Source organism: Marinobacter sp. PE14, from assembly GCF_053566155.1.
On the sequence record NZ_JBQXNY010000002.1, the window covers coordinates 1 to 23,691 of the forward strand.

The 23,691-nt window shown below is 49.9% G+C and carries 27 protein-coding genes; 12 read left to right on the plus strand and 15 right to left on the minus strand.

Annotation, left to right across the window (positions count from 1 at the left end):
* Positions 1-88 precede the first annotated feature (88 nt).
* A complete protein-coding gene (locus ACWJ62_RS05885) occupies positions 89-325 on the minus strand; it encodes a helix-turn-helix domain-containing protein (RefSeq protein ID WP_449285364.1) in 237 nt (78 codons plus the stop codon).
* Positions 326-478: 153 nt separating this feature from the next.
* On the opposite strand from ACWJ62_RS05885, the gene ACWJ62_RS05890 reads away from it, so the two are divergent.
* The 4 genes from ACWJ62_RS05890 to ACWJ62_RS05905 are packed head-to-tail and all read left to right on the plus strand — an operon-like array spanning position 479 to position 2,468.
* Positions 479-718, plus strand: coding sequence for a hypothetical protein (locus ACWJ62_RS05890; protein WP_323128549.1), 240 nt, complete (start codon positions 479-481; stop codon positions 716-718).
* Entirely contained in the window at positions 711-1,919 is a 1,209-nt protein-coding gene (locus ACWJ62_RS05895; RefSeq protein WP_449285365.1) for an Arm DNA-binding domain-containing protein, read from the plus strand. The genes ACWJ62_RS05890 and ACWJ62_RS05895 overlap by 8 nt, the downstream gene beginning before the upstream one ends.
* Positions 1,909-2,199 carry a hypothetical protein gene (locus ACWJ62_RS05900; protein ID WP_449285366.1) on the plus strand — a complete coding sequence of 97 codons (291 nt, stop codon included), beginning with the start codon at positions 1,909-1,911 and terminating at the stop codon, positions 2,197-2,199. Before ACWJ62_RS05895 ends, ACWJ62_RS05900 begins: the two co-directional genes overlap by 11 nt.
* Complete coding sequence (locus ACWJ62_RS05905) at positions 2,196-2,468, plus strand: hypothetical protein (protein WP_449285367.1); 273 nt, start codon at positions 2,196-2,198, stop codon at positions 2,466-2,468. The genes ACWJ62_RS05900 and ACWJ62_RS05905 overlap by 4 nt, the downstream gene beginning before the upstream one ends.
* 101 nt (positions 2,469-2,569) lie before the next feature.
* Here the strand turns inward: ACWJ62_RS05905 and ACWJ62_RS05910 are convergent, their stop codons facing one another.
* From ACWJ62_RS05910 to ACWJ62_RS05930, 5 genes are all read right to left on the minus strand, one after another.
* A complete protein-coding gene (locus tag ACWJ62_RS05910; protein ID WP_449285368.1) occupies positions 2,570-2,788 on the minus strand; it encodes a hypothetical protein in 219 nt (72 codons plus the stop codon).
* A 71-nt stretch (positions 2,789-2,859) separates the two neighbouring features.
* Positions 2,860-6,111 carry a hypothetical protein gene (locus ACWJ62_RS05915; protein WP_449285369.1) on the minus strand — a complete coding sequence of 1,084 codons (3,252 nt, stop codon included), beginning with the start codon at positions 6,109-6,111 and terminating at the stop codon, positions 2,860-2,862.
* 152 nt (positions 6,112-6,263) lie between these two features.
* Positions 6,264-8,573, minus strand: coding sequence for a hypothetical protein (locus ACWJ62_RS05920; RefSeq protein WP_449285370.1), 2,310 nt, complete (start codon positions 8,571-8,573; stop codon positions 6,264-6,266).
* Positions 8,570-9,139, minus strand: coding sequence for a hypothetical protein (locus ACWJ62_RS05925; RefSeq protein ID WP_449285371.1), 570 nt, complete (start codon positions 9,137-9,139; stop codon positions 8,570-8,572). Before ACWJ62_RS05925 ends, ACWJ62_RS05920 begins: the two co-directional genes overlap by 4 nt.
* A 105-nt stretch (positions 9,140-9,244) precedes the next feature.
* Positions 9,245-9,793, minus strand: a complete 549-nt coding sequence (locus ACWJ62_RS05930) for a hypothetical protein (protein ID WP_449285372.1) — start codon at positions 9,791-9,793, stop codon at positions 9,245-9,247.
* A gap of 181 nt (positions 9,794-9,974) precedes the next feature.
* Here ACWJ62_RS05930 and ACWJ62_RS05935 point away from each other — a divergent pair, with 181 nt between their 5' ends.
* The 4 genes from ACWJ62_RS05935 (at position 9,975) to ACWJ62_RS05950 (ending at position 12,397) form a co-directional block, all read left to right on the plus strand.
* Complete coding sequence (locus ACWJ62_RS05935; RefSeq protein WP_449285373.1) at positions 9,975-10,610, plus strand: hypothetical protein; 636 nt, start codon at positions 9,975-9,977, stop codon at positions 10,608-10,610.
* A 133-nt stretch (positions 10,611-10,743) separates the two neighbouring features.
* A complete protein-coding gene (locus tag ACWJ62_RS05940) occupies positions 10,744-10,884 on the plus strand; it encodes a hypothetical protein (protein WP_449285374.1) in 141 nt (46 codons plus the stop codon).
* A 57-nt stretch (positions 10,885-10,941) separates the two neighbouring features.
* The gene (locus ACWJ62_RS05945; protein WP_449285375.1) at positions 10,942-11,385 is read left to right on the plus strand and encodes a hypothetical protein; all 444 of its coding nucleotides are present in this window, start codon (positions 10,942-10,944) and stop codon (positions 11,383-11,385) included.
* Between the two features lie 511 nt (positions 11,386-11,896).
* On the plus strand, positions 11,897-12,397 hold the full coding sequence (locus ACWJ62_RS05950; protein ID WP_449285376.1) for a hypothetical protein: 501 nt from the start codon (positions 11,897-11,899) through the stop codon (positions 12,395-12,397).
* Positions 12,398-12,458: 61 nt separating this feature from the next.
* Here the strand turns inward: ACWJ62_RS05950 and ACWJ62_RS05955 are convergent, their stop codons facing one another.
* From ACWJ62_RS05955 to ACWJ62_RS05965, 3 genes are all read right to left on the minus strand, one after another.
* The gene (locus tag ACWJ62_RS05955; RefSeq protein ID WP_449285377.1) at positions 12,459-12,959 is read right to left on the minus strand and encodes a Crp/Fnr family transcriptional regulator; all 501 of its coding nucleotides are present in this window, start codon (positions 12,957-12,959) and stop codon (positions 12,459-12,461) included.
* A gap of 216 nt (positions 12,960-13,175) precedes the next feature.
* A complete protein-coding gene (locus ACWJ62_RS05960) occupies positions 13,176-13,997 on the minus strand; it encodes a type 1 glutamine amidotransferase domain-containing protein (RefSeq protein ID WP_449285378.1) in 822 nt (273 codons plus the stop codon).
* Between the two features lie 84 nt (positions 13,998-14,081).
* Positions 14,082-14,723, minus strand: coding sequence for an NAD(P)-dependent oxidoreductase (locus ACWJ62_RS05965; RefSeq protein WP_449285379.1), 642 nt, complete (start codon positions 14,721-14,723; stop codon positions 14,082-14,084).
* A gap of 168 nt (positions 14,724-14,891) precedes the next feature.
* Here ACWJ62_RS05965 and ACWJ62_RS05970 point away from each other — a divergent pair, with 168 nt between their 5' ends.
* Complete coding sequence (locus tag ACWJ62_RS05970; RefSeq protein WP_449286146.1) at positions 14,892-15,803, plus strand: LysR family transcriptional regulator; 912 nt, start codon at positions 14,892-14,894, stop codon at positions 15,801-15,803.
* Between the two features lie 262 nt (positions 15,804-16,065).
* Here the strand turns inward: ACWJ62_RS05970 and ACWJ62_RS05975 are convergent, their stop codons facing one another.
* The 4 genes from ACWJ62_RS05975 to ACWJ62_RS05990 all read right to left on the minus strand — a co-directional run bounded on the left by ACWJ62_RS05975 (position 16,066) and on the right by ACWJ62_RS05990 (position 18,497).
* Complete coding sequence (locus tag ACWJ62_RS05975) at positions 16,066-16,437, minus strand: antibiotic biosynthesis monooxygenase family protein (protein WP_449285380.1); 372 nt, start codon at positions 16,435-16,437, stop codon at positions 16,066-16,068.
* 110 nt (positions 16,438-16,547) lie between these two features.
* Positions 16,548-16,997 carry an N-acetyltransferase family protein gene (locus ACWJ62_RS05980; protein WP_449285381.1) on the minus strand — a complete coding sequence of 150 codons (450 nt, stop codon included), beginning with the start codon at positions 16,995-16,997 and terminating at the stop codon, positions 16,548-16,550.
* Between the two features lie 189 nt (positions 16,998-17,186).
* Positions 17,187-17,600 (minus strand): DUF3830 family protein, encoded by a 414-nt coding sequence (locus ACWJ62_RS05985; protein ID WP_449286147.1) that lies wholly within the window; start codon positions 17,598-17,600, stop codon positions 17,187-17,189.
* Positions 17,601-17,882: 282 nt separating this feature from the next.
* Positions 17,883-18,497 (minus strand): nitroreductase family protein, encoded by a 615-nt coding sequence (locus ACWJ62_RS05990; RefSeq protein WP_449285382.1) that lies wholly within the window; start codon positions 18,495-18,497, stop codon positions 17,883-17,885.
* 142 nt (positions 18,498-18,639) lie between these two features.
* Between ACWJ62_RS05990 and ACWJ62_RS05995 the strand changes: the two genes are divergently transcribed.
* The gene (locus ACWJ62_RS05995) at positions 18,640-19,263 is read left to right on the plus strand and encodes a DsbA family oxidoreductase (protein WP_449285383.1); all 624 of its coding nucleotides are present in this window, start codon (positions 18,640-18,642) and stop codon (positions 19,261-19,263) included.
* A gap of 472 nt (positions 19,264-19,735) precedes the next feature.
* Positions 19,736-20,620 carry a LysR substrate-binding domain-containing protein gene (locus tag ACWJ62_RS06000; protein WP_449285384.1) on the plus strand — a complete coding sequence of 295 codons (885 nt, stop codon included), beginning with the start codon at positions 19,736-19,738 and terminating at the stop codon, positions 20,618-20,620.
* Here ACWJ62_RS06000 and ACWJ62_RS06005 read toward each other — a convergent pair.
* A complete protein-coding gene (locus ACWJ62_RS06005; RefSeq protein WP_449285385.1) occupies positions 20,600-21,496 on the minus strand; it encodes a DMT family transporter in 897 nt (298 codons plus the stop codon). The two genes, ACWJ62_RS06000 and ACWJ62_RS06005, sit on opposite strands and share 21 nt — an antisense overlap.
* A gap of 162 nt (positions 21,497-21,658) precedes the next feature.
* Between ACWJ62_RS06005 and ACWJ62_RS06010 the strand changes: the two genes are divergently transcribed.
* The gene (locus ACWJ62_RS06010) at positions 21,659-22,459 is read left to right on the plus strand and encodes a hypothetical protein (protein ID WP_449285386.1); all 801 of its coding nucleotides are present in this window, start codon (positions 21,659-21,661) and stop codon (positions 22,457-22,459) included.
* 84 nt (positions 22,460-22,543) lie between these two features.
* On the opposite strand, the gene ACWJ62_RS06015 is transcribed toward ACWJ62_RS06010, so the two are convergent.
* A complete protein-coding gene (locus tag ACWJ62_RS06015; RefSeq protein ID WP_449285387.1) occupies positions 22,544-23,461 on the minus strand; it encodes a LysR family transcriptional regulator in 918 nt (305 codons plus the stop codon).
* Positions 23,462-23,691: the final 230 nt, after the last annotated feature.

The window sequence follows — 23,691 nt, forward strand, 5'->3', positions numbered from 1 at the left end:
GGGGGGGGGGACGATAGGTTGAGCTCTAATCACACCTGTGTAAGAACGAGGAAAGGAAGCCTGAAGCCCAAGGCCCAGCGGTAAGGGATCAATTCTGACCCTCAGGATCCTCAACAAACTGCGCTACTTCTTGCAGCTCTACATCGAAGTACATGCAAAGCTTGTCCAAAATTTCGGTAGTTGTGTTGTAGCCACGTTGGTTCGCTATCTTGGATAGTGTCGTCCTGTGGATACCCGTCTCCCTAGAAACTTCATCCAGCGTAACCCTTCGATTTTCTTGAAATCCTTTCTCGGCAATCAGTTCTTTTAGCCGAAACCTGATCATTGCGCTTGCCCCCTCTTTGCGAGGTCTCAGCTTACCAAAGGCGACGCACAATCACATCTAATGTTGCCTAAGCGCTACAAAAGACGCTTGACATCGATGCCTTTGACATTAATATGTAGCTTGTACGCTACAAAAAGAGGTTAAAAGCTAGTTATGTCGAAAACCGAATACCTAACCACAGAAGAGCTTGCGTCTCGAATCCGCTATGACGCTCGAACCGTGAGGGAACGTCTCAAAGATTCCGTTTTGATCGAGGGCATCCACTACATCCGTCCGTTCGGAGGGCGAAAAATCCTGTACATGTGGGAACCCATCGAGCGGGACATGGGAATGCAATCAGGAAACCAGTCTCTCGCGATTCCAATGGCTAATGGAGGACGGATGAATGGGTAGTATCCGAGTGCGTGAGTCCACGCAAAAACTGTTTTTCGACTTTCACTACCAGGGTAAGCGGTGTCGCGAGCAGACAGCTCTGGAGAACACTGCGTCGAACCGGAAGAAGCTAGAGAGCGTTCTCAAACGGATTGAAGCTGAGATCACTTTGGGGACATTTGAATACCAGCGCTACTTTCCTAGCAGCCCTCGGGCACAGGAGTTCACCAAACAAGCAGAAGTACATAGGGCCCGGGAAGCCCACGACACGCCTTTATTCGAAGTCTTCTCTACGGATTGGCTAGACGAAATGAGAATCCAATGGCGTCGGTCTTACATCAGCACGATGGAGGGAACATTGAAGAACTACCTCAATCCCCATTTCGGGAAAAAAGAGGTTGGCCGCATCACCAAGAAAGACATCCTCGAATTCCGGGCTTCACTCGCCAAAGTTTCGACCCGGAAAGGAAACCGTCTTTCAGCCAGTCGTATCAACCGAATCATGACGCCTTTGCGCATGATCCTTAGTGAAGCAGCCAACCGGTTCGAGTTTAGCTCACCCTACCACGGGATTAAATCACTCAAGATTCCGCGCACGGATGTAGAGCCATTTGGTATTGATGAGGTCAGGCAGATCATCGATACCGTTCGACCGGACTTCCGGAACTACTACATCGTTCGATTTTTTACCGGGATGCGAACCGGTGAAATTGACGGACTTCGATGGGACCACGTGGACTTCAAACGGCGCCAGATCCTGGTTCGTCAGGCTTTAGTGAACGGGCGCCTCGAATACACCAAAAATGACGGCTCCTTCAGGACGATCGAAATGTCTCAGTTGGTGGTCGATGCGCTCACCGAACAAAAGAAGGCCACTGGGAAAAAGGATTTTGTTTTTTGCACCCGGACCGGTAGACCGCTGAATCACAACAACGTGACCAAGCGCGTTTGGTACCCGCTGCTTCGACATCTGGGCTTGCGAAAACGACGGCCTTATCAAACTCGCCACACTGCAGCGACTTTGTGGCTGGCTGCTGGCGAGAACCCAGAATGGATTGCGCGCCAGATGGGGCACACCACCACGGAAATGCTCTTTCGCGTCTACAGCCGCTACGTGCCCAACCTGACTCGTCGCGATGGATCCGCTTTTGAACGCCTGCTGATCACACAGTTTCAAAATCCTGAGCAAGCCCCCGTGGAGGACACTGCCAATGAGAAGTAGAGCTATTCACCGCCATCAAAGCATGCTCCAGTGCGGAAAAGATGTCCGGTTTGTTCGGAATCTTGCCTCGGCTCTTACCGTGGCAATGAATATTACCCCGGGAAACCAGCTCGTCATGGCCCTCGGTGCTGGAGACGAACGCTCCAACACCGAAGCACTTGAGACCTGGGTGCAGTTTCAGCTCGTTCCTCTTCGTGGAATGACCAACCAGCAGTTGTTGGCAGAGTTGATTGAACGACTAGAGAGGCAACTAGCGGACCATCTGGAGGCTGGACAATGAGCAATCAATCCAATGAGATCGTGCAGTGGTACCGCGTCGATGGAATCAGACTGGTAACTCCAGCAACGATAGGCGCGAGCTGGATGTTGGAGCTGAGTGATTCCTCGGGAAAATCTACCGAGGCACTATGGGTCGTTAACGATCTCCCCAAACAAACCATTCCACGCGAGGGAAGCTGGGGATTGTTTCGGCTGGCGTGCTATGACATGGGGCTGGCACTGACGGCAAACCTCGTGACCGCACTGCTAGCAACACTCGCCCCTTATTAAATGCGAGTGGGATCTGAGTCGACACTGCCTTTTGCGACTCAGATCCTCGTCTTCGTCATGATGCCTGGCACTTCCTATTCAGCGCTTCTCTCCACGGTTCATTATAAAATCCTCTGAAACGCCTTCCCCATCGAACCATGCATCCCAATCTTCTGGCTGAAGGCGGGGTCCGTGGGTCGCTCGCATTTCTCAACGGAACCTTTAAGTCTCCCTAAAGGATCAGACTCGTGACGACGCGGCTTAGCCAATTCGTCAGCATGGGTTCCGAAGGCATCCAAGTTTTTGAGTAGCTCGTGCTCTGTTGGTCGTTTCTCTTTCATGGAAACCTCCGGCTTGCTAACTCAGCAGTGTAGTTTACCAAACCTGTAAACGGATCCATCCAAAAACAGCGTCAGACTTCGATCCCCTTTGGGTTGATCACCGCGGCATCAGGAGCATCTTGTCGATCATCTGATGGCGTGCTGGCGCTTCCGAGTTGGGAAGGCTCCAGTAGATATGTTCCAGCAGAAAACGCTGCAAACAGTAAAGCCTCCCAAAAATGCTCGGTAGGCCCCCTTTTGCCGCCCCTGTCGAAAATCAGTTCTTCAGGCGGCTGAACCTCTGGGAACCAACTTCCATAATGACCATCATAACGCCCCTTACGATTCACCACGCGCTCAACAGAAATCCATTTTGCCTCCAATTTTAGCCATTGGCTGTAGTGCCGTTTTAACTTCTGGTCGGTAATTGCAAGGTCGGCCGGAACTCTCACCTCGATCCGAATCCACGACTGAATCCCAATGGCCTTGAACAAAGCGATCTGATTTAACTTCTGAGGCTCTTTCCGATGCCTCACTTGACTCTTCACGCGTTGCACAGCATGAAGGTGCTCGCTAATAGCTTTACTTGCCATGTCTGAATCGCTGGCGTACCAGGCTATTAACGCATCGAAAAATCGCTTCGTGTAACGCCTGATAACCTGTTTTCGGGGAGGAGCGATAAAGAAGGGCAACTGGGGATCACCTTTTTTCCGATCTTTATCGTCAAACGGTTTGCTGGTCCGCTCGTCGGTCGTAAAAAAGCGGCTGCGCTCTTGGCCCTTGGCTCGTTCCCGCCCTTTGTAGGTCAACGTAGCAAGGTACACAGCATTATTGTGGATTTTCGAAATCAAATATTCACTGAACCCCATAATCTTGGCGACACGGGAATAATCTTGATCCTCCAGGTTACGGACGTCCGACTTCTCAGTCAGGAATCTTTCTACCTGGTACGGCGCAAGATAATGAATTTTCTGCGTGTAATCGTGATAGGGATTAAAATCTGTTGCCGGCTCGGATCTAAGTTTCGCCGCTGGTTTGCAGGAATAATCGCGCGGCCAAGAAGATACGAGTGAGTTCAGAACCACGGAGGCTGTCGGCCTTACGATTCTCCTGCGTTGGTTGTGCTTTTCGGTTGCTCCGAGGGACATACCTGTAATGTTGGACTGCATAATCTGAGTGAATGCCACCTCATGGGTGTCCGACAAGCGCTGAACGAGAGCCCAATCCGCAGAATGCGCGTAGGTCTGCATGGTTACTGAAGGGCTGGAATGCCCAAGCCATGTTGACAACATATAGATGGCAGACAGAGTGTCACGGAGACCGGTTTTTCGCCACATGACTTCATCTGCACATGGGTGATATCCCCGAGCTTCATCAGTTCGGTAGACCGTCGGAATTAATTGCAGCGGATTAAACTCCAGCATCCGTAGCAGAGTAAGGCTGGCGAACGAGTGTCGAAGATGATGGAATCGCGCGTTTTGATCCCCCGTCACGTGACGCAATGTCTGTGTTACCGGCACCATCACCATTCGTTCGACCAAGTGCCTTTCGATCCCCACTGGCAGATCGAACATTGGTTTCTCAAGATCTCCGGAGCTTTGCGCCTTTCGTCGCTCCCTTAGAGACCGGATTAGTATCAGCTCTTCTTCGGTCAATAACACCCACAGTGGCAAACGTCGAGTGGCGCTGAAGCTTTTTAGCCTTCGAAAACCGTTCCGTTGTACCAGTAGTTCGACTCGCTCCAAATTCGTGTCGAATCCCACGAAATCCTTCAGCTTTAGTCCCAATGCTTCAGTTCTACGAAGGCCGCAGCGGTAACCTAGCACTAACGCTGCGGCACATAGACGTGAAAGGTCATCTGCTCGCTCTTTCACCAACAGCTCATAAGCCTGAACGTATTCGGTGGGCGTTATGATCGCAGCGTCCACTTCCCCGGCGCCAGCAGTACCCTCAATCTCTGCTTCGGAGTAATCAAATGCCTGCTCTAAAAATCGATGAAAATACCCCAAGCGCGCTGCAACGGGCGGTTTGGCTGCAGAGCTATTTTCAAGGGCAGACTCATACAGCGCTTCCCACTGTTCACCCGTTAATTCCTCAGGGCATGCTAGTTCCGAGGCAAGCGGTAGCAGTGCCTTGCTCACCTTCTCGACATAATCCAGTGTCGACGACGGAGCGAGGGGCTCACCGCCTTTGTTTCCATGTGCCAACAGGTGAATGGCCCAATGCGTTAACAGTTCAATCAATGGATGCAGGTCCACATGCTTGCTCAGGTAATCCCGTAGTCCGGCCCTAATCCTCATGGCCTCCTGTTTGCCACTTACGTTCGGCGCTCGCAGGAGGGCTTTCAATCGCGACAGGGATTCCCGGAGATTCCTGCATACGGTTTTGTTCGCGATCCGGTCATGCTCTACCGCTTTTATACCGTCGGCCTCTTGTTCTTCGTCCTCCGTCAACCGCCAATGCGTGCCGGTGACTAGCCGAACCATATTGACAGAGGAGATAGGCGGAGCCAGGCGGGCAGTTTCTGCGTACGTGCGCAGTACGCCTGGCAAAAGCACCGCAGCTTTGGCACGACTGATCTCAATAACTCGCTTATGTGGACTGCGACCAATCGTTGCTGTGGGGTCAAGGTGTTTCAGGTAGCTTCCGATAAGATGCCTGACTGATTCCCTGGGCCACTGACGACCATAGCGCTTGTAGTACTGCATGAGTAACAACCCTGTTACAGGTACAGGAAGCACTCGACGGTCTGGCCTCTCAGCGTCAACCTCCGACCTGAGTGGCTCATGTTTATCGATGTCTGTCTGTTCTGAATCTGCACTGGTCTGGCTCTCAACAATGCCCGTTTTTGAGGAGCGATCACGACATTCCAGCCAGACCCTGTCTCCATGCACGTAAGCACCGCAACGTATTGCCTCTGGCAACTGAAGCACCACCTTGGTGCTCAAACATCCACTGTGCATGATCAGGCTGAACAGCAATTGACCGGCAGCTAGGGATATATCGTCCTGCAACCTGGCCTGGGAAGCGATAGTGCCCAGATCCTCGTAAAATCGCCCGTTCAGGGTGTTGTACTCCTGGCAGAGAGCCTGGGAACGCGAGGAAATCGCCGATGCTTCCATGGATAGAGTGCGAACCGTAGAGGGCGGATTTAACTGCCATCCCAGCTCCTGTGTGCCGCGATACAGGCCTTTTACCAACAGGTTGTGAGCGTCCCGCAGTTCCTGCCCCATCAATCCCCCGCACACGACCTCACGCAACGTTTCCACCTGCTCATCTGACAGTGCAATATCGCGCTCTCCGTTATACAGTTCTGGATAGGACATCTTGAGCCCCTTGATCAACCTCAACCTCATTGAATCTCGACGCTTTTTCCGGGACTCTTGCCGTGCCGCAGCCCCGAGTTTGGTTTTTCCAGACTGAGCTCGCTTCTCAGCCGCCTTTCGGATCTGCTCCGCCGAGGGTAAGCCCACCTCCTCCCAACCCGTCCACATGATCATTTCTCCCCATATCCAGCAATAACAGCGAAGCCAATTTGCTCTGCGATCTTCTCCAGCGCTGCTCCTACCTCTTTGGTGTAATGCAACGGATCCAATCCCGAATACCGAGCTGTCGGCTCTCGACCAATCCCCCAATGCCCCATCAACGCGTCAACGTAGTTACCGGATACCCCGCCCTCTCGCAGAGCACCTCTCAGGTAATGCCGGTTAGAATTCAGGTGTAATCCGTACGCCCAAGCAAAACGCGCTTTTATCGTTTTGGGTGTCACCCTCTCCAGATCTCCGTTGCTGGAGAGATAGAACAAGAACCCCGCCGAACCCTCTCCACCGAGGCGGACTAATCTTTCTCTGACCAGTGCAGCATGCTGTTCATAAGCTCGCAGTTGAGCTCGGAGCGTTGCGCACACTGGCACCATCCGAATATGCCCCATGTCATCTGCGGTCTTGTCAACAATCACGAGCGTCCCGGCCTCTTCATCCCAATCCGAGCGCTTGTCCAGTACGTCAGTGACAACGCGATATCCCGTCAGAAACAACACCATCAGCAATGTGTAGTTGGTGAAAGCGTTGTGAAAGCCGATTAACAGTTCCGGGGCCACCCATGCGGCACGCCATCGCTCGACGTCGTTCTGAAAGTCGCTACAAAGCGCCTGAATCGCCGACACTCGAAGCGCCAGGTTCGACCCCACTGCACCATCCAGCCCGAGTTGCTGCTGTTGACCGTTGCACGCTGGGACTCGCTCTAAAAGGCACTCCCACCGCGTCAGCACTTTCGTATACTGAGCAACGAGGTGCTCGCGATTGCACCAGTGGTAAAACAATGCAGCCGAAGTGCCTCCAGGCGGATGGCGCCCGGTGATCAAACTTGCTTCGACAAAATCGCCATCGATAGCCAGGATTTCGGAATACAATTGCTGCTCGATACGGGTACGCGTCACGCTGCGAGAGCCACCTCTGGCCGACAACGAAATCTCCCCACTCAGAATCTGTGCCGTGTCCTCATCCATATCAAAAAGCGACACAGAGCGCTTTGATAGCCCCCGAGAGCGCCGTGCTATCAATAACTTCAGGAGTTCCCATATATTTTCAGTGATCGGTAGCACCAACCGATCAAGATGGGGCTGCAGAACTGGCTCCCATTCAGGGTGAGATTTGCGGCGATCCTCTGGTGCCAGAACCCCTGTCACCCACGTGCGATCGTTCGTGACCACGTACAGGTCACCCGGGCCGATGGTCAGAGGTAAATTATCCGCAGTGGCAACAAGCCGTATCTTCGCAACATCATCATAAGGTCGCCCGGTTATGAGGCTTAGGATTCTCAGGGCCGGAACAGCCAGAAACACATGCCCAGCATCGGTTGTTAGCAGCTGACAAATCTCATCATCTGTTAATTGGCCCCACCGACCCGGCAACATCTGAGCAGTTCGGCGCACGTGAGCAATCTGACTTCGAGCTCGCCGTGCGGCAATTTCGGGAGTCTGTCCGTTTGTTCGTGATATTGGTGTCTGCTCACGGAAAAAGACGCCGGCATTCTGGATCTCTATGGCACTATTTCCCTCACTGTAAGCAGTAGTTCTCCTGAGTTCTTGCGGGCTGAGGTGATGCTCCCATACAGAGATTGTGGGATGTTCCAAATCCGTTTCGGGGTCAATGTCCAGTGGGATAGTAATGTGCTGCTCGTCTCTTGGTATCGGATCGCGGGAATCCCGATTGGCAGTCCGCTCACGAATACCCAGGAAGCGGGCGAGGAACCGCTCAACATAACGGAGGTAAGTAAGCTGGGCTTTTCCGCGCTGTTCACCTGCCAGTGCCCCTGCAGTATTGCGATAAATCGCCTCGAAAGACTGGCCCGATATCTCGGCCAAGACCGTTATCGGTAGTTTTCTCAATGCCAGCCACACCTCGTACTCGGATGAGGAGAGCATTTTTCGGCTAGCCTCTTCCTCGGTAGCTCCGACCTCCAGACGGTTTCGCCACTCACTAGTCGCGACCAGAACCGTCGTTATCGTTGCTGCAGATGCCGAATCGAGATTGTTCCGGGACGACAACTGAAGCAGGCCCGCGTGCACGGGGTGCTCTGTTTTTAAGCGGCGTTCAGAAGCGTGATTTACGCCCGGCTCTGTAGCGATCGATTCCATAACCGTTGCAGCCGCGTTAACGATCGGCGGAGGCAGTTGGACTGATCGAACGCCTTCCGTCAGTTTGTCGAGCCGCAACAGAAGCTGGGCAATTAACGGCAATCCGGTTTGGGTACTGCTCAGTTGGCAGTACGTGGAGACATCCTGAATGCATTGATCAATACTCATGATTCGCCTCCAGATTGATCCAGCAGTTGCGCGAAACCCGATTGAATAGGAGTCAGTGAGTTAAGCTGGTCGTTGTTCCGAATTCTCAGGAGTTGTCTCAGTCTCGAACGAGAGCAAAGCGATGGAGAGATCCGTTTGCAGATCTCCTGGGAGGTGAGGAGCCAGGTTCGGAGAAATTGTTGATTCGCCGATTGAGCTTCAAGAGCCGTAGCACTCGTTGTTAGGAACGCCGAAATGCGCGCCAGGTGATTCACGCCAGCCAGAGTGCCCCGCAGCTCCAGCACACCCACCTGATGATCGGAAGGCAGTAGCTTGGCCAGAGCAAATGCTCTGAGATTGCCCACCACCTCGTAGTGAGCACCGTTACGAACCACCAGAATGGGCTGGGTCATCGTAGCGACCTGAATCGCTGTGAGGGAGAGTTGAGCGGGTTCCGTCAGCGAAGAGGTTTCTAGCCCCATGAGGTGAAGTTTCTCGGCTGAAATCGGTGGGGCGATCAAACTGCTCACGGGCACGGAACGAAACCGAATCCGCTGCAAATCCTCTTTCTCTAGTAGATGGGTCATGCTTAGGAATCTCCTTAAACGATGACCCATTCTTTCAAGGCCGAGAGGGGGCCGGGTGACGTTAAACGGTGTTTTTTATGCACGAACTCGTCAATTTGAGATATCTCACCCCCAAACTGATTCCTGAATCTCGGGTTCGGCTGGAATTTTTTGCTTTCTATCCAGTCCGAGTGACCGCTCCAGCCCGGAACGAGTCGTGAATTCCTGTGATAGATCTGCCAGTGACTCTTCCGAGCAGAGGCTCCAGATTGCCAGGAATGGCTTCTTCGCGTACCGCAGCGTTAGACCGTCGAGAATCAACGACACCAGGTCGGAGACAGGGAGGAAGCTTTCGTCAATCGCTGAATTCGATCGCAGCACAAGCACGCCTATCCATGCCCCCGGCGGCAGTGAGCGGCAGATCTCTATCGTTCGGAAATTTCCTATCGGCAAATACCCGCTGCCAGAACGACGCACGATTGGTGGCATCAGGATTGACAAGTGCTGACGAGCATACGGAGAAAGAATCTCAGATTCTCTCAATGCATAGACTCTGGAAGCGATCAGAAGACGGTCTGACGGTTCCATGGAAACGGATAACAATCGATCGCGCCTGATTACACGAAACTCCAAATTCAACAACACCGCCAGCTCCCATTCGCTTGTCTCAAGCATATTTTCTCTGGGATAAGCGAAACTGTGTTGGCGTCAAATTAACGAAAATCGACGCGAGCGCGTCATCAGACGAAGGCATCTTCTCCGCAATGCTTAAACACCCGATCTGAGCTGGCAAGAACTAGAATGTCTGTCAAACTGGGAGGAGAGAAGAGGACAGCGAATCTCTAGAGAAAATACCGTGCAAGTAAAAGCGCCGCTGATTAGCGATTATGACATTCAGATCATGTTGGATCTCGGAGTCTCCGGCAGCCAACTGCGAAGTCTATTGAAGGGGGCAGGCATTGCTCCGTCGCGGCGCTTATTGGCCAAAGGCGGGGAGAAAACTAATCCATTATCAGCTAAAGAGATCGAAGTTCTTAAAAAAGGAGGGGCCAGAGGGCTCGGCCAAAGTCCCCAACCTGAGGATACGTCTGGGACGATTAAGTTACTGAGTGAGTTGGTGGAGGAATGTCGCCATCTTGTCCACAGTTCATTAAGTCTGAAGAATGTCGCAGCTATTCTCAGCATTTCTTCTATAGAAGCCGAGCATAGAGCGCTCAGCACTCCGCCCCGCTTACACGCCGTTGCATTGGCGGAGGGAGAGATTCGTTTTCCCAAATGGCAGTTCACGGATTCAGGAGCAATTCCTCACCTCGAGTCTATACTGGCGGTCACGAAGATACCCATCAATCCAATAGGGCTATCTCGTCTCATGCTACTACCGAACCCTGAACTCGAGAGCGACGAGGGCTACCTTAGTCCCCGTGATTGGCTCATTCAGCGTCGCACTCCACAGCCCGTCCTGGAACTGGTGAAATTCCTTCCGTTGGATTGACGGAATTGATGCCCGAAATTCTCAGTGCCCAGCAAATCAAAGGGACGTAGCTGGCATCAGTCAGAGATTTGGAGGAATCAAGAAATCCGATATGCTCTTCATGAGACATCTGGAAAGGCAGAGGGAGAGGAACATGAACATGCTGGCAGGTTTGATTGGATTCAGCGCGTTCGTTTTAACACTGACGATTTTGGGGGTGGTGGGGTACTGGAAAGCAGACAAGTTGGAGGTTTGGGCTAAGAAAGTTATCGAAAAGAAGAAGTCTCAAGCATGACAAGCTGGGGCCACAGACCGCGGCAAAGAACCGAATCAATGTGGGGACTTCAAAGTGATGAGTGAACAAAAACGTTATCCGCAGGCCATCAGCCACTTCCAAGCCTACCTGAACTGCGCCTCGATCGTTATGTTCGTGCTATGCACCACCATTTTGATCGTTGCTTATTCGCCATTGCAGTGGATTAGTCCGGGTACAATCGCAAACCTGAGGGGTGAATTCGGCCAAATACTCCCATTGTCTTTGGCAGCGGCCCTGGTAACGAGCGGTATCCAGATCACTTCAATGATGTCTGTCCGGACAAAGCCATCGGTGTTGGAGTTGTCTTTGTTCTGTACTCTGCACATAGTAGCGTTCCTGGCCGCTTACCTGACCATGGGCGCAATGGAGACCGTGAGCCCGTCCGGAGTAATTTCTTTGGTTTGCATCCTATTTGCCATCGTCGCACCGTGCTGTTGTTTTGTTTACACCAGAGGAAAGACTATTAGTGAGGCTGGATGAGCATCTGGAGCGGTCAAGCGCACGAAATTTCTGAGGTCTACAATACCCGAAACTGATTCACGGTCGACCAGTAGTGGGGCATACACGAGGTTCAGACGTTCATCTCGCTATAATAGACGCAGCACTTAATGCGAGCGAATTTCAGCTATCGCGCAACTAAACTGCTCCCTCACGGGCAACGCTCAAACCCAAAAAATATGCGATGACATACTGATCGGTGGCGGTGGAGTTAACGAATAATCACTTCGCGCCGGCGCTGTTACATTACTGTACTGTTTGAAGTTGCCGATTAGATTAAGAAGGAACATATCGACTATTCGTTATGACTATAAGTTTTTACGAAAAGGGTGAGTTATCGTCCGGATTTCACGGCTGGCGCGTTGCTGTCACCATTCGTGGGAGGCGGTACCAGAAATACTTTTCATTAAATCGGCCAAACACCCGAATCGCAAAACAGCTATGGTACAGGTACCAAGAGACTCGAGCCCATTATTACGAGGCCCGATATCTGATGCGTTCAGCCGCCATTCAATACCTAGACTTCATTAACAAGAATCATCCGACAACCCGACCATATCGCGGTGTTGGGTTTCATGGCATCACGTTAGGTATGGGCACGGGCAGAAGAGCCGACCAAGAAGTCTGTTATTTTTCAGTCAACAAACGAGGATCGGTCACGAAATTCTACATTGATGAGAAAGCGACACTCTCACAAGCCTGGAAGCAGGCCGTTTTTCATTGGGGAGGCATCTACGAGATTAGGAAAAAGGACGTTGCAGAAAAAGTGAAGCTCAATCCCGATCCTAGTCAATTCAAAGCACTTCGCAAACAGCTCAACGATCACGAAGGCTATGATTTTCCACCAAGTGTTCTGCATCACGTTTATGCCGAGCAGCGTAGCCAACTTGTGCAACAGAAAGCCCGCGTAAGCTCGGACGGAAGGCTTTCGGGAGATGAGTTATTAACCATGTATGCCAATCTTGAGCGGGAAGTGGCCGAGTTTCGAAAGTAAACCCAAAGGGTTATGCCTCCTTTATTCGGAAAGAGGGGCACTAACTTCGGTAGAGCAGCCATCAAACATTGCCAGGCAATCGAACCCCCTTTTCCGACAACAAAACTGCCATATTAATAAGCGCGCGGGCCATCCCCCGAGTAAGATTTAACATCATTAGGCCAAATGCCTCAGCTTCCTTTTCGTGCAGCTTAAAAAACAAATCAGAGCTAACTTCAAGTACAACCGAGTCAGAATGTGCAACTGTAGTTGCCACCTTGTCCCGCAAGGCGATCATCGCTGCGAAGCCCACCTCTTCACCAGCTTCATGACGCCGAACGAACGACATTCGTTCTTTTTGTCCGGGCATCCAAGTGTCGATTGCTCCTGCAAGTACGATGTAAAACGCATCACTCCTATCGCCTACGCTGAAAATAGTATCTCCGGCATCCAGCGCGATCACTTTGCCCTCTCTAAGTAGGTACTGGATTACTTCACCCGACAGAGCACCGAAACTGGAGAGCTCACAAAAATAAGAACCACCTCTTGCTTCCCAGAAAGTCAGGCCATCGATCTCACGCATAACCCTTCCTCCCTTCCAATCGCTTAAAGCTTAAGTTTAGCTCTCCTTGCAGGACTCGGCATTGCAGTCTCCTAATTACTTACTTGGCGAGTTCAGTACCTTCGATACCGCACTCAAACGAGGCATGAGCTGATCTCGATAACTATACCGAATGGTTCCATAAAACCTGGGGAGCGACGGAGAGTTGCCTCTCCGTCTCGATAATTTCCAACGATTTTAATAACCGTCGGTGGTAAAGGGGTAGAATCCCGGCCCTGCATGTGGCGGTAGGAGCTCGTCACCTTGCAGCATTCGAATAATGCTCCGCGCAGCTTTCTGGGCGGAAGCAGGGTTCTGGCCCGTCACCAAGCGACCATCGACAACAACATTCTCTTCCCAAGCTGAGCCATAGACGTGAATGGCGCCTCTCTCAACCAGCCTGTCTTGCAGAAGGAAAGGAACGACATCGCTTGTCCCCAGTGAGGCCTCTTCCTCATTTGTGAATGCGGAGACACGCTTACCCGCCACCAATAAATCGCCACTGGACAACCGAAGATTCACCAGAGCAGCATTGCCATGGCATACGGCAGAAACAATGCCCTGATTCTCGTAGATAGCTGAAGAAATGCGGCTGATATCTTCGTTGTCCGGAAAGTCCCACATCGGTCCAGATCCTCCGGCAAACATGATGACGCGATAGTCATCCGGATCAACCTGTGCCAACGGAATGCTGCGAATCACCTTCGCCATCAGATCCGCGTCGTTCAAGAACACCTGATGGTACTCATCGTCTTCTTCCAAAGCTTTGGCGTCGAGGGGGGCCATGCCACCTTCAATGCTGGCGACATCCACGGTGTAACCGGCCTCGGTGAACTCGTAGTATGGATGCGTCAACTCCGGCAGCCAGAAACCTGTCTTCTCACCGGTATCTCCCAATTCGGTATGGCTGGTCAGAACGATGAGTATCTTTTCAAGTTCTCTGGCTGAGGTTCCCGCGTGGGCAAAGTTGATCGTAAACAGAATAGCAAACAGCAAGGCAGCATTGATGAGGTGCTTCATGATTTACTCCGGTGATCTCGTAAAACGTGAGTAACTAATAGATAGCAATTAACAAAAGGGCTTTGACGTCCCGTCGCCAGGCATCTAATAGGCGACAGTAAAGCGTTGCCTGAGATGGCGAGGGGCTTCCGCCTCATCGATCAGGGCAACAGCCAAGTCCTCGATGGAGATGCTTGAATTGCCATCGGTATCGACGACCAGTTCATCCGCACCCAATCGGTATTGGCCAGTCCGCTCTCCGGGAATCAGGTTTGCAGGTGGGCTTAGGTAGACCCAATCCACCCGATTTTCTGCCTGACAGGCCTCCTGCTGATGGGCACTGGCTCTGCCGATGTGCCGGGCTGAGACCGGAAGGTATCTGGCATCTTCCATCACCGTTCGACCGCCGGTTCCCGGTACTTTGAGCGTTGCAGCACCGCCGACCACGATCAGCCGGACATTGCTCTGGGCAACGCCCGTCATCAGAGCTCGGGTATACTCAAAAACACGTTCGCGATCATCCGCCGGCGGTCGAGTCGCGTTAATGACAACGTCCTGGCCAGAGGTCAGTCTGGCGACGTCAACCGGATCGGTTGCGTCACCCGCCTTTGCGATGGCCGCGTCTGGCAGGGCCCTGAAGGCCCCGGCATCGCGAACAACCGCCGACACCTCATGCCCTCGGGTAATTGCCTCCGCTACAACTCGACGACCCACGTTGCCTGCGGCACCCAGTACGGTAATTTTCATTGGTTGAAATCCTGTTGATTAAATCTTCAAGGTGGCACTTGGCCACCGTTGGGCCCCTTACTTGGCCCCCTTGGTTAACGCGGATAACTCTACCCCGTTTCCCAATCAGCGATAATCCACTATTATGGAAAATCACTGTTGACCAATACTCTACATTGAGACGATTTGATGAACGCATTCGGAGCCATTCCGGCATTTGTTGCTGTGGTTAAGGGCGGCGGATTCTCTCCGGCGGCGCGCGTACTCGGCGTTTCAAAATCGGCGGTAAGCAAACGTATTAACCAACTTGAACAGGATCTTGGCGTGCGCTTGCTCTACAGGACCACGCGCAAACTGAGCCTGACAGAGGCCGGGGAACGTTACTTCGAACACGCGGAACAGGCGTTACTGGCGGCGGGTCAGGCGGAAGACGCGGTTGCAGAATTGCAAGGTGAGCCACAAGGCAAACTGAAGATTAGCAGCCCGATGTCTTTCGGCCGGCTGCACATCTCCCCGCTAATTCCAAAAATACTGAAACGTCACCCCAAACTCGACATCGAGCTGTTGATGGACGACCGTCCCGTGGACCTTGTAGCTGACGGCATCGACATTGCGATCAGGAGTGGCTTCGGAGGACTGCCGGACTCGGCCCTTGTGGCTCGCAAACTGGCGCCATTGCGACAGGCCATCTTCGCGTCACCGGATTACGGGAGGGAGCGCCCGCTCCCCCGCACCCCAGCTGAACTGGCTGAACACAACTGCATTCTGTTCAGCTACTCCCGAGACAGCAACGTCTGGACCTTTGAGCGCAACGGAGCGTCAGAAAACGTTGAAGTGACCGGCAGCTATCGAGTCAACAACAGCGAAGCCATCCTGGCGGCTATCCTCGAAGGCATCGGCGTTGGCCGACTGCCAACCTTTGTCGCCGGCCCCCTAGTCAAATCGGGACAGTTGGTTAACCTCTTCCCGGACTACCGAATCCCCGACCACACCCTTTATGCAGTGTTCCCCGAACGACAGTATCTTCCGGCTAAGGTACGGGTGTTCTTGGAGTTTGCCTTGGAATATCTTGGAGGGGACGAACCGTACTGGGATGCCTGAAAATATGAAAACGCTGACAGGTAGGATCCATTGAAACCATCCCCTTAATTCGGACACCTTGGTTGAATCAAAGGCCCAAGCGTGGGCAAAGACCCTGTTCCAGGAGTGTTAAAGGTGTCCGCTTTACGTGGGGCTTAAAAGTTTACTGCAAGCTCAGCATGACGAGGCTGGGCTTTACTGGTGAGTAGCCTTTAAAGAAGAGCAGTGCAAAGGGGAAATGGTCAACAACGGTCACGCGCAATGCTGGCACCAGATAGCTTTATTATCGTGTAAAGTCGTCGATTTCATCGTATATCGTCACTGAAACGCGCTCGCCTATTCTTCTCATGCCCACCATTTCCGATGGGTTATCTGACACCCAGAAGCGCTTCCAACTTTCAACCGAATCCCACTTTGCCACAGTAACCACTTCAGTTTCATTCTCAGTGCTACGGAGCATAAAGCTTCCCAAAGCTCCTGGCACCGTCTCATGTATGTTGTTTGTAGTATGAACCCATACCTCTTTGAAGTTCTCAAAGTTCTCTGGGTTAACTTTCCACCGATATACTACGCGAATCACTTCGCCCCCTATTAGATAAATGCTGTTAGAAGGAAACTCCTCAACCAAGGTGGAGGTAACTTGGGGTGACGTCATGAGCCGCGTGGCCGAGCAAGCATCGATCCCCTTGAATTCCGTTCCTCCGTTGTCATTTCGAGAGTGTCCTCATCCCACTCTTGCTCTCGGAAACAGCTACCATGCACGTGTCACGTCTGAAGCCTGAGGAAGTAGTGGTACGTGCCCGACTCTCTCTTATACCCAAGTGATTCGTAGAGACTCTGTGCACTGATATTACTTTCGGCCGTTTCCAACGTCAGCCCTCTGGCTTCGTCGTTAGAAGCAAACTCTCTCGCAGCATTCATTAACCGTTTCGCCACGCCGTGCCCTCTCGATTCTGGACGCACATAGAGGTCATTAAGAACCCATACTCGAGCGACCGATACCGAGGAGAAGCTTGGATACAGCTGGGTGAAACCAACCGCTATACCAGCATCATCGACGGCAACCAAAATCACGGATTCCTCGTTTAGCATTCTGGCTTTCAGGAACTCGCGAGCCATTGCTAGGTTGCTTGGTTGGTTATAAAAGACCCTATAAGCGTCAAATAGTGGAGCTAACATCGCTAGCTCTTTTAAATATGCTTTTCGTATTTCCATGTGCCTTTCCATTATCTATGTGCTGCGCTGCCAAAGAGATCTCTTAGCCATGCATGAAGCTCTTGGGGGATCTCCGTCAACAAGTCAGCAAGCCCAAAAGCGAAACCTGCCCACTTAGGTAGACTTGATTGGATTGAATAGCCTTTTCGAGGCAGGGCCGCGAAACTATGCCCGGTTTGAGAGAACGCATTAGTCAGCCAATTCAAAGACAATATCAAGAGCCCCATTCCAGAGGCATCGCTTTCCTATGGCCTGAAGTTGTTCTTTTCCTTCGACAATCTTCAGGAAATGATTTCCCGCAAGTTGACCGAGTTTGCTGGAAAAACAACAAGGGCCGTAAGCGAAGATTATTTCGGTCTCACTGTAGCCCCCAGGGTAGAAAAGGAAATCCCCCGGGGACGGATAACTGGTTGCATTTTCCCAGGGCAGACCATAGCTGGCGTCCCCTAAAGGGATCCAGCAGCCCTCACCACTCCACCGCACGTGAATAACTCGCTGGTGGTAAGGCAACATTTTCAAGAACGCGTCCACTGTCAGTGGTGCTTCGTCAATGGTTTCCGCAAGGAAAACAAATTCATCGCAGGATATTTTGATTCTTCTCATCATCTGTACCGTTCGTTTCAAACAATTCCCAAAGTCGCAGGATCGACCTCAAGCACCGTCAAAGCCGCAATATGTCTGAGCGCTTTCGATGGCCCAAACCGTTAAGCCTACGAAACCTTCCGGACAAGCTGCTGCGCGAAAAAAGTGACAGCGGAAATCAGGGAACAGCATCCGGCCTAGGGGTGAAACATCAGCTTGCGCTTGTTTAGTCACCCAAAGCTGGAATCAAAAAGCATCCCTTCACAAATGCAAAAGCCCTGAGAAAACCAACTATCAGGCCTTTTAGATTAGTTCAAAAACTTCTTTAATTGGTCGTCTGGTTTTCTTAGACCAGTTGCCTTCTGCGGCTCTTCCGACGGTAACCAAAACAACAGGAATGATGCCTCCTTCCAACGCAAAAAACTGTTTCACCATATCTGGATCAAACCCTCCAACACTACCGGTGTCGTAGCCTTTGGCTTCTGCTGCATAGATCAAGCTCATAGCAAGCAGTGACGCCGAGCGAATGGCCTCATCTCTTCTTACCAGCTCATTTGATTCGTGGCTTGCACTAGCCATATCGACCCATGACTTTTTAATATTTTCGGGAATAATTCCGTGCTCGACATCGCCTTGCAAAATAAATTCAAGATTTTTATAACCTAAGCTGTTCCCACATATAATGTAGGTCACCGACGCATCAAGTATTTGCTCTTGGCAGTATGCGGCCTCGTAAAGCTTTTCCTTCTTTTCATTAGAGTGCACTGCGATCACTTTCCAATTCTGCAAATTGAAGGCAGAAGGGGATTGGAAGGCGAACTCAGCAATTTCAGCAACCTCAGAAGCCGAAATCTTAAAAGAAAGATCATACCTTCCAGTTGTCTTCCGGTTTTTAATGAGCTCAAGCATTGTGTTCATAGCAAAATCTAGCTCCAGTTAAATTCAAACCAATCATAACCTATCTTTTATTCACCATGAGTAAACTGTCTTTTCCGCCCCATTGAACAATGTTTTCTTTAAAATTACTTATTCAAACTTCTTAAATTTGGGATTTTTAAATATGAAAATTGAATTTTTTCATGATGTCGTATGCGGTTGGTGCTACATTCAGTCGCCTGCCCTAAGAAAACTTCAAGAAAATTATGATGTCGAAGTTATACATAGGTGTTTCGTTCTTCAAAGGAACGATAGAGAGATGATCAATCGCTGGGGATCATTGGAGGGCGCAAAAAATCAAATCCTACAGCATTGGGAATCATGTGCGGAATTCGAAGGCTCTTACGAGCGATTTAATATCTCAGGAATGCGCGAAGCCCCTTTTAATTATCCAAACGGATTCCTGGCGGCCAAAGCAACAAAGACAGCGGAAATCCTTGGAGGACAAAACTCGCACTGGGACATGTTTGATCTTCTCCAAAAGTATCACCTCCAATACGCCAAAAACATTGGCGAAAAATCAGTGATCCTGGAAGCCGCAGCAGATCTGCAATATGAGCTTTGCGAGTTTAATGATGTGCTTGAATCAGAGGAAGTGGTAAGCAAAATTACCAAAGATTCCCAAATCGCCTTTCAATACGGTGTTCGTTCAATACCTACACTTGTTTTAGGTGAAAAACATGCAATACGCACAACGACCAAATATGACGATCTGGTGAGTTCTCTCAAAGAGCTAGCGGTTATTTAACTGCCTTTATAATTAACAATACTTCGTCAAAGATCATCTGATAAGACTTTATCAACGTTTTAAAGAAACGTATTCGAAGCAATCAGGATAATCCGAGTTAGAGGAGAGCTACTGTGTAATCCAGCTACGACGCTAACTCATTTTTCGCTTTTGAAATATATAACAGAGTAGCTATTCCAAGGTGTGATTGGCAGAAGAATCCCGCAAAGCTATCTATGGTATGTAGACACTACTCATTTCATTATTTTTTGAGTGCGCATCGGCAGCGGCATTAAAATCACAGTGGGACCCAACGCCGGAACTAAGTCGAGGTATTGTGAAGGCTGCAAGATTGCAGCCTTCCAGGTAGAGGAGTTGAACTAACCGAACGAAAAAATTGATAAATATGCAAACCTGAATCATCATCAGCCTGTATTCAAAAGATGACGCCCTAGTTCATAGGCGATTTAACGTTGAGGTTCGGTAGAGTTCCATGGATAAGCTTAGAGCGCTTACAGTTTTCAGACGCATTGTCGAATTGGGTAGCTTTCAAGCTGCCGCCAAGGACCTCCGCCTTTCAAAAGCTGCGGTCACCAAGAACATTAATGAGCTGGAAATGGCGCTTGAGACCCCGCTTATCAATCGAACCACGAGAAAGCTTTATGTCACTGAAGCTGGGCAAGATTATTACCGTGAAGTGTGCTTCGCATTAGATGCAATCAACAATGCAGAGCAAAATCTATTCGCTACCAAAGATGGTATTTCTGGAAAGCTAAAGGTCGGCGCCCCAATTTCCCTTGGCATGAAGCTCATCAACCGACTGATTGTCGATTTTTCAGATCTATACCCTAAGATATCAATAGAGATTTTGATGGATGACAAACATCAAGATCTTATTTCCCAAGGTGTAGATATCGCGATCCGCGGCGGCGGAACTTTGACTGATTCCTCCTTAAAGTCTCGCAGAGTTTCCGAGTTAAAACGAACTCTCTGTGCCTCACCCAACTACCTTAGCAGCAGCTCGCCAGTTTTAGCACCCGAGGACTTGAAATCTCACGAATGCTTGGGTTACAGCCTTTCATCCTCTACTCGCTGGCGATTTAGTCGAGGAAATGACGTAGAAATAATAGAGCCGTCGCCTTCAAAGTTCACGGTTAATAATAGCTTAGCTTTGGTGGAAATAGCTTCACATGGTAAGGGAATTATTTTGACACCCGATATTTATGTTCGAGAAAAAATCGAAAAAGGTGATCTCGTTGTTCTCCTCCCAGATTGGCGCCCGGAACCGCATTATCTTTATGCTGTTTACCCAAGCAATAGGGCGAACGCCAATCTTGTGAGGTACTTCATTGATTTTTTAGTTGAGCGCCTCATCTGACAAAGATTCTTCCTTATCTGGCTCGGCGCTCTTTCTTCCTGTAGAAATTATCTTATACAAGGATAAAAGCACTACAATAACGCCAATAATTTGAACAATCCCTAGCGATTGATTCAGGCCTATCCAACCAATTAGGATAGCGCTGATGGGGCTGAGGAATCCAAGCGAACTAGACACGCCTATGGGCAAATTCTTCACTCCGTTAAACCAAAGCGAATAAGAGATAATAGCGCCAAATATTATCAAATACCCATACCCTAAGATATTCTTGGGTTCAAGGCTGTTTGGGTAGGTGTCAAAAAAAGGAGAGATGCAGAGCAGTACGATTCCACCGAAAAATAGTTGATAACCTGTAAAGGCATACAAATTCAGCTTGGCAGACCATTCCCTCGAGAAAAATGTTCCTAAAGACATTGAGATAGCGCCAACTGCTGCGGAAATAATCCCAATAGTATCCCATCTACTCTCACCGTTGAGGAATATCAGATTCATTCCAAAAAATGCAGAAACCAAAAGCAAGATCTTCCCTATTGATAGTTTTTCGTTCCTTAGCGCAAAGGCAAGCAAAGTAACTATTGCTGGCTGCAGCGAACCGATTAAAGCGGCGATACCTCCCGGCAATCTATAGGCTGAAATAAATAGCATACTCTGAAACAATGATATATTGAGAAAGGACAATGCTATCAGCTTTTTGAACATAGCAAAGTCTATCTTTTCCCTGAATACTAACAACAAGACTAATCCAGCAGGAAGACACCGTATTGCTGCTGCTAGAAATGGCTGGTTCTCTGGAAGAAATTCGGTCGTTAAAAAATAGGTGCTACCCCAAATCACAGGAGCGATAGCGGTTAATAAAACAAGAAAGGTAATATTCATAAGCTTACTCACTTATCTATATACTGACGCATTATTCAGAGCAAGCGATCTCCGAGCAACGATATACCGGTGAATTCACAATTCACTTATTTTTCGTTTACTTTACGGTGCTCTCCTCATAAGTTTTTAGACTTCGGAATGACTAAAAATTGGAGGAATATTATGTACAGATTTGTTTTTTCGTTTCTTTTAGCACTGTTATCGGTATCGCCCCACGTATCGGCAAGTGATCGGTCTTCTCAAGGAGTTCTGGAGCTCGCCTTCAGTGATGGGAGACCTGCGGTAAGCGGCGTGAAGAACGTAAACCAATACCTAAAAGATATTGGAGTCAGAGTGACCGAGGTGCCAATCCCTGTAGAGGCGCATGAAACTATTGAAAAATCGAAAAATCAGGCCCTTAATGACGCAGATAAGCAGCTTATCCTGAATACTTTTGCGCTGAACAGAGGAGATTTACTCGATCAAATCGAATCTGCCGGCAGAGAGCCTGCAGTACCAAGAGGGGGCTATTTGTCGACCTCGGAGCCGGATGTGTCGCCCTATCCAAAAGTATATGACATGAAATCGATGTCTACTGAAATTAAGCACTTCCTTCAGCATAAATTCGGGAAACTACATGTAAATAGTTCCGAAAAAGGAGAAGGCATTGACGAAGTGATGACAATCATTTCAGGCGGACATTGGACATGGTTCTTTGTACTTAGTGACGGTGTGGTCGGAAAACTTACCCTAGGTTACGTCGACAAGCATGGCAGTGGTTGGCGAATTTCGTATCCTGGATTAGTGTCGCATGGTGGTTTTTTCGACTCGGATCACGGCCTTGTGGTTGCCTATGCTCATGGTCCTGAGAATTTCATCATGCGTTACGAAGATCCAAGCGTGGAATGGTCGGACACGCTAGGAGACAACCCGTGGATCGATTTCTCTTACGAAGCTCCCGTCCTTCTCGATCAAGCAAAGTAATTCGGAGTCTTCAAGCGGTTCACGGACGAGCCGCCTTTAAAGGTACGATCCACAATTTAGATACCGCACGGCTGACAGAGAAGCTTATATCACTCCAATCCAGGTACCCGCTTTTACCAAATCATGCACCAGTTCACGTGACTCTCGCGCGACCGTCCGCGTTGCCTGCGTTAGCGTATGCTGAGTGGACAAACTCATAACTAGTGTCCGACGCATCTGCTCTGTCGAAATACGTTTCACAAATAGCTCCTTAAGCTCAACCTCATGCTTCACCGACATGTAAGGCAGCACCGTCAACCCAACAGACTCGCGGACCAAGTCTTTAATTGCTAAAAACGAATCCACCTCGAAATTAATATCAAGGGTGACATTGAACTGCATTGCTACTCGCTCAATAAGCGCCCTCAAACCATGACGGGTACTCGGTAATATCAACTTAAAACTGGAGAGCTCCTCAACACTCAGTTCCCGGTCTGAGTCTTTAAAGGGGCGCGAAGACACAAGGCACAATCCTTCATCAACCAGCCCTTCACAAATAACTTGTGATGAGCGAGAAGTCTTATAAAAAAGGGCCAGGTCAATTCGTCCCGTGGCTAACCATTCATTAACATCGCCACTAAACGCTTCAATAATCTGAAGAGAAACGTTTGGATATTTTTTATTTATCCTTAGAACCAGCGGCGCAGCAAAAAACTGACTTTCCGTAGGAGGCAGGCCAACTCGCACCTTGCCAGACACTACTCCCTGCAATCCTCTGACCTCTTCAACTAGGTCATTCACATTTTCGATAATCGGGGCCGCCCGTTCAAGAAGAACCCTGCCAGCGTCTGTCAGCTCTACACCACGACCAGTTCGTGTAAAGAGTGACAGCCCCACCTCTTCTTCAAGGCTCCTCAATTGACGACTAATTGCCGGCTGAGCAACGGACAGCAATGTGGAAGCGCGTGACATACTGCCGGCATGGGCGAGCGCTACAAAATATTTTAATTGCCTTAGTTCCATGAGCGCATCCTCATAATATGCCTTCAAAAACACTCTGCACTAGTTCATCGCGTTGAATCAGTGCATTTAAAATTGCACGAATAGCCAAAATACGCAAAGCAAAAATCAGTGGAATCAAACCTGCCTACACAGATATTCATATTCGGCATATCTGCTAATTATTTAATGCAACGCTCCTCGAAAATTCATCATGTAATATAAAAAACGTTCAATAATTTCCAAAACATTAC